Source organism: Enterocloster alcoholdehydrogenati (assembly GCF_013282095.1).
Classification (GTDB): domain Bacteria; phylum Bacillota; class Clostridia; order Lachnospirales; family Lachnospiraceae; genus Enterocloster; species Enterocloster alcoholdehydrogenati.
The window spans coordinates 280,847-295,534 of the sequence record NZ_BLTJ01000001.1; the positions used below are offsets into that span (position 1 = coordinate 280,847).

The window sequence follows — 14,688 nt, forward strand, 5'->3', positions numbered from 1 at the left end:
TATGGCTGAACAGAACGAGATCCTAACAGAAACGGCAGTCTCTGAGGAAGCTTCCTCGATCGAGCGCTGCCTTACCTTTGAATCAGGAGGGCTCACCCTCTTTTTAAGCACCAACTATGTGACTGAGATCATCAATGACTGCTCCATCACCAGACTCCCCCTGGTTCCCGCCCATGTACAGGGCATTTTAAACCTCAGGGGCCAGATTCTTCCGGTGGTGGATATCCGTCTGAGCATGGGAAAGCCCGCTCTCGAATACACCAGCAAAACCTGTATCATTGTGCTGAACGTAGAAGAAATCCCCATTGGCATCGTAGTGGATTCGGTGCGCCAGGTAGTGGATATTGATCTCAAAAATGTGCGCCCTATTCCCATCAAACGCCGCCAGAAGCTTCTTGACGGTATGGTGACTATGGATGACGGCAGCGTGATCATGTCCTTTGACTGCTACGCCCTGGCCGGGAAGCAGGATCTGCGGGCGGAAATGTAAGGAGGATACCATGCTGCCATTGACCGACACGGATTTTACCCGTCTTTATACCTACATCAAAACCCATTACGGTATTGACCTCAGCAAAAAAAAGCAGCTGATTTCCAGCCGGCTGACAAATATGCTGATCCATGACGGTTATCAGAGTTTTTCCCAATACACCGATGAAATCATCTCCGGACGCCATCCGGAGATGATTTCTGCCATGCTGGACCGTCTTACAACCAATTACACCTATTTTCTCAGGGAAAAGGAACATTTTAACTTCCTGAAACAGACTGTGCTGCCGGAGCTTGCAGCCCGGCACGCTTCCGACCGCTCCCTGTCCATCTGGAGCGCAGGCTGTTCTTCCGGGGAAGAACCCTATACCATTTCCATGTATCTGAAGGAATATTTTTCCGCGCTTCCCGGAAACTGGGATACCCGCATCCTGGCCACGGACATTTCCCAGGATATCCTGGAATCGGCCCGCAATCCCTTCTACAGTTCTGAGGCGCTTAAGGAACTTCCCGCCCTCTGGAGAGAAAAATATTTTGTGCCTGTGGGAGACGGACGCTTTACAGTATCTTCCGAACTGCGCCAGAATGTGATCTTCCGCCCCTTTAACCTCATGGAGCCCATCCGTTTTAAGCGGAAGTTCGATCTCATCTTCTGCCGGAACGTCATGATCTATTTTGACCGTCCCACAAAGGAAGCCCTGGTGGAGCGTTTCTATCACGCTACGGTTCCCGGAGGCTATTTTTTTATCGGACACTCGGAGGGACTGGATAAAGAGAACTGCCCTTATCACTATCTCTTTCCCGCCATTTATCAGAAAATAGTCGCGCCGCGGCCCCAGGGAGGTGACGTTTCATGACGCAGTCCATCCGAATCATGATTATTGACGATTCCGCACTTTTTCGCGGCTGGCTTATCCAGTCTTTGTCTGCCGATCCGCGCTTTGAGGTAGTGGGCTTTGCGGTCAACGCCATGGACGCGCAGACAAAGATCCCTCTTCTTAAGCCAGATCTGCTGACCCTGGATATAGAAATGCCCGGTATGTCGGGAATTGAATTTTTAAAACAGTTTCTGCCCCGCCATCCGATCCCCGTGATTTTAGTTTCTTCATTGAATCTGAGGGTATTTGAGGCACTGGAGGCCGGGGCGGTGGACTTTGTGCGAAAACCGGATGCACAAAGCGGCCTTTCCCGGGAGATTTTTTTAAGTACCTTAAAATCCAAGCTGGCCATGGCGGCAAAGGCAAATGTTCATCTGCCCTCTACGCCTGTGAGAGAGAAAAAAGAATCAATTCCCTCCCCGCGTTCTTTGGGAAAGCCTGTTTCCATTCCGGGAGGGACACCGCAGTCAGGGGGCAGAAACGGTTCCGCTCCCGTCATCGCCATCGGCGCTTCCACCGGCGGCACAGAGGCGATCCTTGAGGTGGTGAGGCGTTTTCCTGTCAACACTCCGGGAGTTGTGGTCACTCAGCATATGCCTGCCGGTTTTACCTCCATGTATGCAGAGCGCCTGAACCGCCTCTGTGCCATGGAAGTCAGGGAAGCCAAAAACGGAGATCACATCCAGCCCGGACGGATCCTTTTAGCCCCCGGTGGAATGCAGATGCGGGTCGTTCCCCTGGGAAATTCCTATTCCGTCAGCGTTCTTCCCGGCGAAAAGGTAAACGGCCACCGGCCTTCCGTAGACGTGCTCTTTGATTCTGTGGCCATGCACGTCCGCGACCGCGCCATCGGCGTTCTGCTTACCGGTATGGGAGCAGACGGGGCCGCCGGCCTTCTCAGAATGCGCAAAAATGGAGCATTTACCATTGGACAGGATAAAAACAGCTGTGTTGTATACGGTATGCCGATGGAAGCCTGGAAGATCGGCGCAGTGTGCCGGCAGCTTCCCTTAAATGCCATAGGACAGGCCGTGCTTGGCCGTCTGTCCCTTTCCTGAGGAGGTCTTTTTCATGAAGAAACGCGTAGGCTCTCAAAGGAGCCCGGCAAAAAAGCGGGAGAAACCATCGGTTTCCCCCGCCCAACAGGAACGCCGTCTGCGCCGCCTTCTTACTACAGGAGCAGGTCTGGCCGCCTTTTGTCTGGCCGCCAGCCTGATACTCTATTTCTTTCCGGCCTTTCCCGGACAGGCAGCCGCCCATATAAAACAGGGAATTGCATGGGTGCAGACAAGCGCTGCAAGGGCCGGCTCCTCGTTTCAGTCTCTGGCAGCCCGACACCGGGAGCCTCCAGCAAAACCCGGGACGCAGCAGGCACCCTCCAGCCAAAAGCTGGCCGATCAGACGCCGCTTGAAATAAAACCGGAAAAAGGACAGGCCGCTGATCTTGATATGGAGCAAAGTACCGGACAGGACGCCGGTTCTGTCTATACTTCAATTTTAGGCACCAGCCTGGGCCCCATGATCTATTATAACCAGAGCGATGACCGCTGGGGCAGTTACCTCTACGGCGGCTCCGATCCCATGAGCACCTACGGCTGCGGCCCTACCACTGTTGCAATGCTGGTACACAGCCTTTCTCCCCAGCAGATAGATGCAACACCGGTGGAAATGGCTCAATGGGCGGTTCAAAACGGCTGCTATGCCCGCCAGAGCGGTTCCTACCACTCACTGATCCCAAAGGCGCTTACCGCCTACGGATTAAAGGTAGAATCTGTCAAAGACCGTTCTCCGGCCAATGCCGCCGCCCTGCTTAATTCCGGCCATGTGCTGGTAGCCCTTATGGGAAAGGGGAGCCTTACCCAGAATGGACACTTCATCATCATCACCCAGTTTCTGGGAGATGGAACGGTATCCATCGCAGACCCCAACAGCTTTGAAAACACCACCCGTTCCTGGGATCTGGGGCTTTTGATGGGCGAACTGAAAAAAGTCTATGACAATGGCGCTCCTTTATGGGCCGTCAGCCTGTAACTGGCTGCGGCCCATTTTTTTACTCCTGCTTCTCCATAGAACGCTCAAAGCAGGCAAGCTCTTCTCTGGATAAAAGCCCATGAAGTTTCTTTTCCAGTTCTTCCCATTTGGCCTGTTTCACTGCCCTCAGAAGGAAGATCCTGCTTTTTAAGCTGCTTACATCATAAAACCGGCTCAGGAAATCGTATGCCTGTCCAGCCTCTACCTTTCCGCTGTGAAAGCTTTCCATCAGTACGCACAAGGCCAAAAAGGACCAGGGATCTGCCTTCAATACAGCGGTTGACTGGCGGACGGCTTCATTTAAATTGCCTTCCTTCATCCAGCATAGGGCTGTCTGTTCAAAGATATCCTTAAGCCCTGCCGCAGTATACATGGAACGATTGAAATTACCATATTTTTCCAATTTTTCTGCTGCACTAAGAAGGAATGGGAGCGCCTCCTTAAAACGCTGTCTTGCAAGATACCACCGCCCCATCAGATAATCGAAATCCGCGTCCTTTTGAAGCTCTCTTCTGGAAAGAGCTGCTTCTAAAAGCGCCTTTACCCTGCTTTCCGGCTCATTTTTCCGGTCTGCGATCTGGAGCAGGTTTAAGAAGGTCACAGCGCTGCGCTGATCCCCCTCTTCTATCTGTTTTGGCATAGCTTTTACCGCTCTCTGGTATGCCTCCTCTGCTTCATCCGTCTTACCGCCGGAAAAGTATGTATCCCCCAGATATCCCAGCATTTCATAGTCCCCTGGGTGGTCGTTGAGTTCCTTCTGGATCAGAGGAAGATTACGCAGGCTTTTTTGCTCCGAAGCATCTGCGTATCCGGTATGAAATATGCTTAACTCCTGCGAGCCGTCCACCAGACGGAGGGGGCGTCCCTCACTGCTGAAAAGCTGTTCATGGATTCTTCTGCGGTAGCGCAGATCCTTTCTGTTGGCAAAAATGCGCACCTGGCTGGCGCCGGCAAAAAACTCCCCCCGACTGTCTAACTGCATCCAGCCTGACATGATGCCGTCCGTGTGCTCCGGAGACAATTTCTTTAAGATCCCCGGCAGCTTTTTTGCATCATCTGCATCCAGGTATTCATCCGCATCCAGAAAAGCAATCCAGCTGCCGGACGCCTGACGGATGGCATAGTTTTTGGCAGAAGAAAAATCGTCCTCCCACGGAAAGTGAAACACCTTCGCCCCCATGGACCGGGCGATCTCAACGGTGCGGTCCGTGCTGCCGGTATCCACGACAATCTGCTCCTTTGCAATGCCCGCAGCCCAGGAAAGCGCCCGGCGTATATGTTTTTCCTCATTTTTAACGATCATGCACTGGGATAATCCTTTCACTCAAACGTCCTCCTTAAATGTGAAATAACCCCTTCCAGAGCCTCAGACGCCCGTCAGGCCTATATCAGGTCTGACACCGGGGTAATGCGGCCAAAGAAAGGGTCCTGTACCTTTAAATCTAAAATGGGGTTCCCAAGCAGACGGATGCGATGGATCAGAGCCAGCAGACGCTCATCCATACGGTCAAAGATGGGCTCCTCTGTTTCCTCACAAAATGTGAAACTGTCCTGCCAATACTCCATAATTCCCTGCTGTACCTCTTCTATGCAGGCAATCTCATCCCTGTTTCTGGGCTCTTTTTCATAAACCGGCCTGCCCTCTGAATCAAACTCGCTGACTGAGGGAAAGGGCGACGTAAGAACTGCCTCCAGAATGTAGTAATCCTGATAAAGGCTCCCTGTTTTTCCGCTTTCTTTTTCCAGGCAGAAGCTATCTTCCTCCGGGCAGAACGCTTCGATCTCCAGTTTCTGAGCAAAGGGGGCATCCTTTTCCAGTCTCATACAGTAAAATCCCTTCAGAGGCAGGTCAAGGATCCGTTCTAAAAAATACTGACTTGTACCCTTTGACACAAAATCAAAAAAAGCAGTTTTTTCTTTCTTTAAGCCAAGTTCAGCAATATATTCCCTGTAATTTTCCCGCATCCTGCCACAGCGTTCCAACACAGCCTCCTTATAGTCCTCCATCCGCCCTGCCCCGGCATCCTCCTCTAGATGAAGCCCGAACCGGCTGGAGAGTTCCTCTCTTACAGATCCGCTAAAACGCATCTCCTCTATCAGCCGCAGATCTTCCAAACGTTCTGTGCCTGCCCGTATGGCAGCGGTGCGGGAAGTCAGGAAGTAGCAGGAAACAATATCTCCAAAGCGCTGGTCAAACAGCTTTTTAAGCAGATAGCCGTCTCTTGCGGCAAACAGGATCTGACCGATCCCCTGCTCTCTTACCCGTCTTTCCAGCCACCTTGCAAAATCGGTTAAAAGAGGGGCAAAGAAAATATAACCGGCATCGCCGGGGCTTGTCACAGCCACTGCCCCATCCTCTTCAAACTGAAAGGGGCTGTTAAAGAGACGGGAGGCAAACAGCCCGGCTTTCCATCGGCCGCTCCAGGTATCCAGCTCCTCTCCAAGGCCCAGATAGCCCGTTTCCTCCATCAGTTCCTGACCGCTGTATACACGGTAGGGAATGATGCCCCATCTTGCGGCGGAATCGATATCTGCGGTCAGATCATCTCCAATATGGAGCGCAGGCTGCTGCCCGATCCGCTCCCTCCACAGGCCAAAGAGCTCCTGGGTCTTTGCAGTTTTATGCTCACTTGATATGATTACTTCTTTGCAGTCTGTGATCCCGCAGGCCGCCAGGATTGCCGCGATCTGTTTCCTGCCGTAGTAGGAGTCTGTAATAATACAGAGACGCTTATTTTCAGCCGCAAAGTCCTTAAGGATACTGCACATTTCTTTTCTTGGCATCAAAACCTCCAGATCCGTCTCCCACTCTGTCTCTGCCAGCGCATCACAATCCATCCACTCCAGCCCATACCGCTCCTTCATCCTTTGATATATCTCCAAAAGAGAGGGCGCATACTGTCTGGAAAGCTCCAGTTCACAGGCCAGCCGTTTTTCGGCAAAATCCGGTATCTGAATCCCCTGTGCCGTCAGCTTTCTTCGGACCAGTTCTAAAAAATCACTGAAATAAAGGGTTTTTCTAGTCACCAGCGTATCAAACAAATCGAAGCTGATACAGCTGCAGCCCCTTGCCAGCTCAGACAGATCTTCCTTTCTTCTTCCCCTTCTCTCAGGAAACCTCCAGGCTGCCTGCGGCTTTTCCAGCAGATCCTTTCCTCTCATATCCACCAGCCCCACGCCCTGACGCCTGCACCAGGCCCCAATGCGCCTCTCGATGGCCCGGCAGGAGCCCGGCCTGGCGGCAGCCACAATACACGCGGTTCCTCTTAAGAGAGCCTCGTTAAGATCCAGTATATCGTATCCGTAAAGAGAACCGCTCTCCCGAAAGCTGTCTAAGAGCCCTGCAATGAAAAACTGCCCCTTTAACTGCTTTGCGACCTCCTCTGCCGCCTTGCCCAGGCCGTAAACAGCCACTGTTTTTCCCTTATATTTCCCAAGCGCCTCCGTCCAGTCAGACATTCAGTTCCTTTCTCACATATTCCAGTGACAGTAGTTTTTCCTTTACCTGCTCCACATTTAAGATTGTGGTATTGTCTGAGGTAAATTCAGTCAGCGCAGCCTTTTCTGTTTTTCCATTCTCAAAATACTGTTCGTAATTCAGATCTCGATTGTCTGCCGGCACGCGGTAAAAATCCCCAAGATCCTGAGCGTGCAGACACTCCTCCTTTGTAAGCAGCGTCTCCGAGCGTTTCTCCCCGTGACGGACGCCGATATAGTGGATCTCATTGGTATCGCCAAAGAGTTCCCGCACCGCCTGGGCCAGCGTTCCGATAGTGCAGGCCGGAGCCTTCTGCACCATGATATCTCCCGGCTGGGCGTGTTCAAAGGCAAACAGCACAAGATCCACCGCTTCCTCAAGGCTCATCAGGAAACGGGTCATATCCGGGTCTGTGACCGTAATGGGCTTTCCCGCCTTGATGTGATCGATAAACAGCGGAATCACCGATCCTCTGGAACACATTACATTGCCGTACCGTGTGCCGCATATCAGTGTCCGATCCGTAGTTCTGGACTTGGCCACAAACACCCGCTCCATCATGGCCTTGCTGATTCCCATTGCGTTAATAGGATAAGCCGCCTTATCTGTAGAAAGACAGATCACCTTTTTTACATTGGCACGTATTGCCGCAGTCAGCAGGTTTTCCGTGCCGATCACATTGGTCTTTACGGCTTCCATGGGAAAAAACTCACAAGAGGGAACCTGCTTTAGGGCCGCTGCGCTGAAAATAAAATCAACGCCGTTTACCGCGTCCTCAATACTGCGGATATCCCTTACATCTCCCAGATAATATTTGATCCTGGGATTATTATACTGTCTGCGCATATCGTCCTGCTTCTTCTCATCTCTGGAAAATATACGGATCTCGCCGATATCCGTATCCAGAAAACGATCCAGAACCGCATGGCCGAACGATCCCGTTCCACCTGTAATCATCAGTGTTTTATCTGTAAAAATACTCATCGTCTATTTCCTCCAGACTTTTGTGTCAATGATGCGTGTGTAGCTCTGTATGATCTTTATAACCGTTGAAGAGACACACTCCGGTTCATAATCTGCCACAGCGCCGCCAAAGTCCCCCTTCTCTGCCATATCCGCCGCCATATAAACGGACTGAATCAGGGAATCCTCCGTGATGCCTCCTATGATAAAGCACCCTTTATCCAGCGCTTCCGGCCGTTCCGTGGAGGTACGGATACATACAGCCGGGAAACGTCCCACGGCTGCCTCTTCAGGCATAGTGCCGCTGTCCGATACCACACAGTAGGCGCTTCGCATCAGGCGGCTGTAATCTGTGAAATTAAAGGGGGGCATCTTCCGTACCAGTGGGTGGAACGAAAACTGCCGTTCACCGATCAGCTTGGCACTTCTTGGATGAAGCGAATAAATCACCGGCATCTGATAATTTTCTGCCATGGCGTTGACCGCAGACATCAGACTTTCAAAATGCTCTTTATGGTCAATATTCTCCTCTCTGTGAGCAGAAAGAACAATATACTTCTTTTCCTCAAGTTCCAGCCTGTTCAGCACCTGACTGCTTTCAATCCCGCTGCGGTGAACTTCCATCACCTCTCTCATAGGAGAACCGGTAACATAGATATGCTCCCTCTGTACCCCCTCTGCCATCAGATACCTTCTTGCGTGTTCTGTATAAGGCAGGTGGATATCCGCAATGTGATCCACAATCCTCCGGTTGGTCTCTTCCGGCAGATTTTCATCAAAACACCGGTTTCCCGCTTCCATATGGAAAATAGGGATCTTTAAACGTTTGGCAGAGATTGCGGACAGGGCAGAATTGGTATCTCCCAAAACAAGCAGCGCATCCGGCTTCGTCTCAAGCATCAGCTCATAGGATCTGGCGATGATATTTCCAATGGTTTCTCCCAGATGGTTCCCCGCCACCCCCAGATAATGATCTGGCCTGCGCAGCTTTAAATCTTCATAAAAAATATCGTTCAGCCTGGGATCATAATTCTGCCCGGTGTGTACAAAGATATGTTCAAAATAACGATCCGCCTTTTTTATGATCTCAGACAGGCGTATCAGTTCCGGCCTTGTGCCGGCGATGGTCATTACTCTCAGTTTTTTCATTTCGCTCTCTCATTTCAAATACTGTGTATAAAGAGACGGATGGGCCTGTATCCATTCTGCCATTTCACGCACCATCTCTTCATAGGATACAGCTACTAACGGCTCGGGCACTCCTTTACAGATCAGGGACTTATCACACACCGGCCTGTCTTGCTTTATGATCACAGAAGGGGCCTGTCTGCAATACCTGTTAAAAAGGCACAGGAGATCATACTTAGAAACTGTACGGTTATTTACCAGGTGAACCAGGCCCGTCCGCGGGTTCTCTGCGTCTGCCTCCACTGCCTTTGCAAGCTCCAGGGTTGTTACCCCGGACCATATCACATTCGTGTAGCCGTAAACCGGCTGAGCCTGTGACATGAACCAGTGGAACAGCCCTGTTCCGTCTGCCTTTAGCTCAGGCCCCACGATGGACGTGCGCAGCGTAAGATTTTTCCCGTCTCTCACCTCTCCCAGTGCCTTGGATCTTCCGTAAAGAGAAACCGCATCCGGCACGTCCCCTTCCTGATAGGCTCCCCTTGTTCCTTCAAAGACGCAGTCTGTGCTGATATGAATCAGCTTTGTCCTTTGTCCTTTTAATTTCTTTGCCAGAAGATGGGGAAACACACTGTTCAAATAGATTCCGGCAGCAGGATCTGCATCCACCCTCTGGTTCAATACGCCCACAGCATTGATCACATAATCAAATTCGTCGGATCCAAGCGCCTGCTCCACCGCTTTTTCATCCTGCGCGTCTGCACAGAAGGCCGGGCAGACAGCGCTTTTTGTCCTGGCAAAGCCGACGACGGTATGGCCCTGCTCCAGCAGATACTCTGCGATCATATGACCGGCCATTCCCTGTACTCCAAAGATCAGATATTTCATTTATTCTTCCTTCTGTACGGCTACGGGAACTTTTTTGCAGTTGATGGAAGCCCAGCCCGCACAGCGTTTACAAAGCTCCACATATCCCCGCTCGTTATAATTTAAAGTAAACTCCAACAATTCTTTTTTTCTGCTCTCATCCATTCTTGTAAAATCAAATGAGGACTCCTCCGGCTCTTTATGCAGACCGGTCTTTTCTGCGAATCTTGCAAAGTTGCAGGCATACATTCTTCCCCGCTCAAAATAATGCCAGGGATTATTGCACAGGTCAAAGTATTCTGCAAGCCCTGCCTCTCCCATACAGCGGTTATCCGTATGGAAGATATCCAGATCAAACCACTCGTCTACTGTATTATCAATCCAGTGAATACCAAATTTTTCCAGTTTCTGTATGATATCCTGTCTGCGATCCATCTTTTTTGGAATCGCCTCTGTATAGTTATCCAGATAAACCATCATATCATACTGCTTCATCAGCTGGCAGACCTCGTCTGACGGCACCACAGTTCCATTCAATACCGTTTCATACTGCCCGATCTGTTTTCTGTAATGGCTTCCGATATATGCAATCAGTTCTTTCAGCTGCGGATACATCAGCGGCTCTCCGCCTGAGATCTGAAACCGCATTGTATAGTCTACCCACCGAAACAGTATGTCCGCGTCCTCCTTAACCTCTTCCACCGGCCTCACCTCAAAAGAGGGAAGATGCGTGGTAAAATTCAGACAGTCACGGCATCTTAAATTACAGGCATTACCCGGAATCAGACAAGTTGAGGAAAGAATCAGGCGATTCTGTGTGTACATGGCGTATACTGGGGCGTATATGTTATTTAAAACGGACATGAATTTAGACCAAATAAAAATTTCTGTATTTTCCATATAGCCTACCCGTGCCAAGCGTTCCATTATCTTTATCCCCTTGACTCCATCAATAGCCACTATTACAATATGCTCATTATCATGTACATCAAACAAAATCTTAGGATCATAAACAGAATATCCCTGATATCCTTCTGTTATAGATGCATGACGTTGGTCCACAAATCCGTCAAATTGCTTAGCCAAACCGCTTTCTTCCAAATATTTAAAAACCATTGCTCCAAGTTTGCCCGCACCGTAAATCAGCACTCTGTTCCTCTTTTTAAATATTACCCCAAGCCAATCAAACTGCTTACCTTTGCATTGCCATTTCATTCTGCATCCTCCCTGTATTGAATCGCTGGACGGCACAAAAAAGTATTTCCGTTTATATAGGTATTACATTGTTTACAAAATTCTGTATATCCCTTTGCACTATAGCGAAGCCGAAACTCTACAAGAGACTTTTTATCAGATTCCTTATAATGCGTCAGATCAAAAAACTCATCTTCCGGTGCTTTACAGATACCTGCTGTATCTGCGTACATAGCATAGTTACACAATGCTATCTTTCCTTCTCTTAAAGAACTCCATGGAGTACCACACACATCAAATTTTTGAATCAATTCTTCCTCTGAAAATTCAGGATAATCTTGGCCTGGAATATAAATACGAAACCACTGATCCACTCGATTCTCCAAACAGTTCACCTGATATTTAAGAAATTTTTCTCGAATTTGTATAAATACATCATTCTTATTTGGCAATGTCATGCGATAATCATCCAATACGATATGGATTTTTTTATTGCTAAAATAAGCACATAGCTCATCTGATGGCAAAACAGTACCATTTGTAACTAATTCTAACTTAAAAATTTGCTGTCTATAATTCAGATCAATATATTCTAAGAGTTCTTGTAGATCCTTATATAACAACGGCTCCCCACCTGTGATCTGAAAAAGATAAATATAATCAACTGCCCTAAAAAACAGATCCACATTCCGTTTTAACTCATCAAGAGAAGCAACGTGATGTTTCTGAATGTATGGTGTAAAGTTTAAACAGTCCCTACATTTTAGATTGCAAACAGTTGTAGGCAACATACTCTCTGAGGGAAAAAATACCTTATTATGCGCATATAAAAAATAGATTGGAAGATGCTGATACAAAAATGACCAATGGGAAAATACTGGAGTATCTTTCTCCAAATGTTTACTAAGCAGTTCTCTGATTTCCGTTTCAACGGAAGGCGACGTACAGATGACCACAAAACTATTCTTATGCTTCATCTGAAAAAATGTTTCTGGTGACAAAACAGAATAACCACATAGCCCCGCTTTCTGTTTTTCACTATCCCTGTCTATTATATGAACTCGCCAATTTATGTAGGAAGATCCCCATTTAATAAGCCTAATCAGGTCTTGTGCCATCTGCACCGCTCCGTATAGGAACACTTCCTGCATCCCCTGCAACATATATCCATCCTCATCAAATTCATGTCCTTTATTCTTCCATTTCATTCTTCATTATCCTTTCTGAAAACCGAATTTTTACCCTATTATTACCACACCGCATGAACAGGTTCATAATGGAACAACACTTTTTTTATATCTCCCATTACTGCTATATGTTTAATTCCCAATCCATGCAATTGTTCTACTACCTCTGACGGATCTAACATCGCCACAATAAATAGCCCTTCTTCTTGATCGACTATCTGCGCTGGTCCAATACAGCATATCCCCTCAATTTTAGTTCCCCATTTCTCTTTTGCATTATCAATCCAGCCCGATATTGTTATACCATAGGCATACAGTGTTTCTAACATCTCTCGTCCCATCTGTCCTGCTCCGAAAATCCAGATATTTCGGCTTTTAAGGAAACACAAATTCTCTTTAACAGAAATCGGTATCGTGCTATGACTTTTATCATCTTCTGCTGCTGTCTTCAGCTGTTCCCTTAAATAATCTAAAATGGTACTGGCTGGTCGGGCATTCTTTAGCAAAAGATATAACTGATAATAAAAATTAAATATACTTCCGCAAAAATGGATTTTCTCTTGCTCTGTAATTTTTTCACAAAACTGAACAAACATTTCGTTATATTCTATTTGATGGCATTTCATTGTTTGCTGTCCCTGCTCTGGATGTATACGGGAAATCATCAAGGGGGCATTCACAAAGACTGACTTCTGCCCCCGCATCACACGAAATAAGAACTCACTATCTTGTGTTGCAATCAATTTGGGGTCATAAAGTCCTACCCTATCATAATGACTTTTGTGAATCAGTACTGTACTGCCATGAATAGCCAAAAATAAGGGTGCAAAACAACTATCCTCCAATTGATCTTTCGTATAACTTTGCAAAAAATCTACAGCTATACTCTTTCCTTTTATTACATCTAAAAATTCAAAATTACTATGTACAATGGGAGCTGATATCCCTGATGAAAGAGCTGCTTTCATCTGAATTTCTATCTTATTGGGTGTGAACATATCATCATGGGAAAGCCATGACATATATTCTCCTGTCATATGCCTTATTCCATAATTCACTGCTGTTGCTACACCGCCATTTTCCTTACTAAAGTATCGGATGCGCTCTCCATAAGATTTCGCTACGGCATCTGTAGCACCATTGTCATTGGATCCGTCATTAATTACCAGCACCTCACAGTTATCATAAGTCTGATTCAATGCACTATCTATTGCACTCCTCATATAGTTTGTCCCATTATAGACGGGGATTATAATCGAAACTTTTGGGTTCATTTTCTATCTCCTGAATTGTTCCACAATATATGATAAATAAGTCTGCCCCTGTTTTGTTCGCTGGCTTTCTCACTGGTCTTTTTCTGTCCGGATTCCCTTAGTGCATCCAGATAAATAGTTAATGGACAACTAGGTTCCATCAAAACCTGTTTAGATCCAGGTAACTGTTTTGCCAATCTTTGCATAAAAAGGCATAACACATCACCACAAATACTTATATTAAAATATTGTACTTTCTGTTCAAACAAATCTGCCACTACCATTGTACTTGAATGATATGGAAGCAGAATCAACTTTCTATTTCGTTTCAAGCAAATAGAAAAAGCCTGTATCTTTGCCCCAGTCATTTTAATCTGCTTCCAATCCAGCATAATTTTTTGCATAGAACCATTCCAAAATACATAAATAGGCTGATCATGCATCGGCATATTGATCACCAAATCCTCTACACAACTACTGGAAAAATATTTCAGTTGTTTGCGCGGAACCACCCGATCCCCTGTTTTCTCTTTCGGATAAAGCTGCCTTACTGAAATGCAGTCATCATCTTTATAAACATCATAACCACATCCATCTCCATGAAATAAATATAAATACTGCCCATCCGTTGACATATTAAAAAGTGGCTGGTGATCATTAGTTTGATGAAATACAATTTTATATGTATTTAAATCAATTGAAAAAAACAAGTCTGTTCCTTGTATGACGAAATAAGCCTTTTCCTGATATGTTCCTTCTCCTATTACATACATATCCTCTATTTTTTTGCACATATTACCATATTCTAACTGTATAGTTTTATAATGTTCTGTATTTAAATCCAAAATATATGCAAAATGGCTATAGATCACAGGAAACAACAGCACCTTCTCTTCTGCAAATGAAACTGCGTTAAAATAAACCAGATATTCCTCACTTCGGATAGGAAGGTAGCGGATCTCTCCCGTTACAGTATCATAAAAAGCAATATTTTTTGCCAGACATGGAATACAGATGACTTTTCCCTTATACCAGAACGCTTTCGTATAAAGGGATCCGCAAAATAACGGCTCCCTTTCAAAGCTGGTCACATACTCCGTCTTTCCCGTATCCGGATCCAGGCAGAACAGCCCATTGACCATATTGGAAACCATCCAGATCCGGCCCTCATCATCCATACAGGCGCACTGGGTTGTCAGCGGATAAGGGGATGTTTCTCTCAT

At 47.1% G+C, this 14,688-nt stretch carries 13 protein-coding genes; 4 read left to right on the plus strand and 9 right to left on the minus strand.

Annotated elements, in window-relative coordinates:
• Window position 1 precedes the first annotated feature (1 nt).
• Genes HW447_RS01345 through HW447_RS01360 form a run of 4 tightly spaced genes read left to right on the plus strand, consistent with a single transcriptional unit; the run spans window position 2 to window position 3,398 of the window.
• A complete protein-coding gene (locus tag HW447_RS01345) occupies window positions 2-490 on the plus strand; it encodes a chemotaxis protein CheW (RefSeq protein ID WP_176253513.1) in 489 nt (162 codons plus the stop codon).
• Window positions 491-500: 10 nt separating this feature from the next.
• Window positions 501-1,346 carry a CheR family methyltransferase gene (locus HW447_RS01350; RefSeq protein WP_176253514.1) on the plus strand — a complete coding sequence of 282 codons (846 nt, stop codon included), beginning with the start codon at window positions 501-503 and terminating at the stop codon, window positions 1,344-1,346.
• Window positions 1,343-2,425: a protein-glutamate methylesterase/protein-glutamine glutaminase gene (locus HW447_RS01355; protein WP_176253515.1), complete on the plus strand. Its 1,083-nt coding sequence runs from the start codon at window positions 1,343-1,345 to the stop codon at window positions 2,423-2,425. Before HW447_RS01350 ends, HW447_RS01355 begins: the two co-directional genes overlap by 4 nt.
• Before the next feature lie 13 nt (window positions 2,426-2,438).
• A complete protein-coding gene (locus HW447_RS01360; protein ID WP_176253516.1) occupies window positions 2,439-3,398 on the plus strand; it encodes a C39 family peptidase in 960 nt (319 codons plus the stop codon).
• Between the two features lie 19 nt (window positions 3,399-3,417).
• Here HW447_RS01360 and HW447_RS01365 read toward each other — a convergent pair whose 3' ends face one another.
• Genes HW447_RS01365 through HW447_RS01405 form a run of 9 tightly spaced genes read right to left on the minus strand, consistent with a single transcriptional unit; the run spans window position 3,418 to window position 14,688 of the window.
• Entirely contained in the window at window positions 3,418-4,722 is a 1,305-nt protein-coding gene (locus HW447_RS01365; protein ID WP_176253517.1) for a glycosyltransferase family 2 protein, read from the minus strand.
• Window positions 4,723-4,781: 59 nt separating this feature from the next.
• A complete protein-coding gene (locus tag HW447_RS01370; protein ID WP_176253518.1) occupies window positions 4,782-6,857 on the minus strand; it encodes an HAD family hydrolase in 2,076 nt (691 codons plus the stop codon).
• Window positions 6,850-7,860 carry a polysaccharide biosynthesis protein gene (locus tag HW447_RS01375; RefSeq protein WP_207714790.1) on the minus strand — a complete coding sequence of 337 codons (1,011 nt, stop codon included), beginning with the start codon at window positions 7,858-7,860 and terminating at the stop codon, window positions 6,850-6,852. Before HW447_RS01375 ends, HW447_RS01370 begins: the two co-directional genes overlap by 8 nt.
• Window positions 7,861-7,863: 3 nt before the next feature.
• The gene (wecB, locus tag HW447_RS01380) at window positions 7,864-8,988 is read right to left on the minus strand and encodes a non-hydrolyzing UDP-N-acetylglucosamine 2-epimerase (RefSeq protein WP_176253519.1); all 1,125 of its coding nucleotides are present in this window, start codon (window positions 8,986-8,988) and stop codon (window positions 7,864-7,866) included.
• A gap of 9 nt (window positions 8,989-8,997) precedes the next feature.
• Window positions 8,998-9,852, minus strand: coding sequence for a dTDP-4-dehydrorhamnose reductase family protein (locus HW447_RS01385; protein WP_176253520.1), 855 nt, complete (start codon window positions 9,850-9,852; stop codon window positions 8,998-9,000).
• A complete protein-coding gene (locus HW447_RS01390) occupies window positions 9,853-11,046 on the minus strand; it encodes a radical SAM protein (RefSeq protein ID WP_176253521.1) in 1,194 nt (397 codons plus the stop codon).
• Complete coding sequence (locus HW447_RS01395; RefSeq protein ID WP_176253522.1) at window positions 11,043-12,233, minus strand: radical SAM protein; 1,191 nt, start codon at window positions 12,231-12,233, stop codon at window positions 11,043-11,045. Before HW447_RS01395 ends, HW447_RS01390 begins: the two co-directional genes overlap by 4 nt.
• A gap of 41 nt (window positions 12,234-12,274) precedes the next feature.
• Window positions 12,275-13,486, minus strand: a complete 1,212-nt coding sequence (locus HW447_RS01400) for a glycosyltransferase (protein ID WP_176253523.1) — start codon at window positions 13,484-13,486, stop codon at window positions 12,275-12,277.
• On the minus strand, window positions 13,483-14,688 hold the full coding sequence (locus tag HW447_RS01405) for a hypothetical protein (protein ID WP_176253524.1): 1,206 nt from the start codon (window positions 14,686-14,688) through the stop codon (window positions 13,483-13,485). Before HW447_RS01405 ends, HW447_RS01400 begins: the two co-directional genes overlap by 4 nt.

What these genes read in the sequence shown, in the direction of transcription:
- HW447_RS01345 (WP_176253513.1), top strand. Translation starts at nt 2, where the DNA reads ATGGCTGAACAGAACGAGATCCTAACAGAAACGGCAGTCTCTGAGGAA.
- HW447_RS01350 (WP_176253514.1), top strand. Translation starts at nt 501, where the DNA reads ATGCTGCCATTGACCGACACGGATTTTACCCGTCTTTATACCTACATC.
- HW447_RS01355 (WP_176253515.1), top strand. Translation starts at nt 1,343, where the DNA reads ATGACGCAGTCCATCCGAATCATGATTATTGACGATTCCGCACTTTTT.
- HW447_RS01360 (WP_176253516.1), top strand. Translation starts at nt 2,439, where the DNA reads ATGAAGAAACGCGTAGGCTCTCAAAGGAGCCCGGCAAAAAAGCGGGAG.
- HW447_RS01370 (WP_176253518.1), bottom strand. Translation starts at nt 6,857, where the DNA reads ATGTCTGACTGGACGGAGGCGCTTGGGAAATATAAGGGAAAAACAGTG.
- HW447_RS01375 (WP_207714790.1), bottom strand. Translation starts at nt 7,860, where the DNA reads ATGAGTATTTTTACAGATAAAACACTGATGATTACAGGTGGAACGGGA.
- wecB (WP_176253519.1), bottom strand. Translation starts at nt 8,988, where the DNA reads ATGAAAAAACTGAGAGTAATGACCATCGCCGGCACAAGGCCGGAACTG.
- HW447_RS01385 (WP_176253520.1), bottom strand. Translation starts at nt 9,852, where the DNA reads ATGAAATATCTGATCTTTGGAGTACAGGGAATGGCCGGTCATATGATC.
- HW447_RS01390 (WP_176253521.1), bottom strand. Translation starts at nt 11,046, where the DNA reads ATGAAATGGCAATGCAAAGGTAAGCAGTTTGATTGGCTTGGGGTAATA.
- HW447_RS01395 (WP_176253522.1), bottom strand. Translation starts at nt 12,233, where the DNA reads ATGAAATGGAAGAATAAAGGACATGAATTTGATGAGGATGGATATATG.
- HW447_RS01400 (WP_176253523.1), bottom strand. Translation starts at nt 13,486, where the DNA reads ATGAACCCAAAAGTTTCGATTATAATCCCCGTCTATAATGGGACAAAC.
- HW447_RS01405 (WP_176253524.1), bottom strand. Translation starts at nt 14,688, where the DNA reads ATGAGAGAAACATCCCCTTATCCGCTGACAACCCAGTGCGCCTGTATG.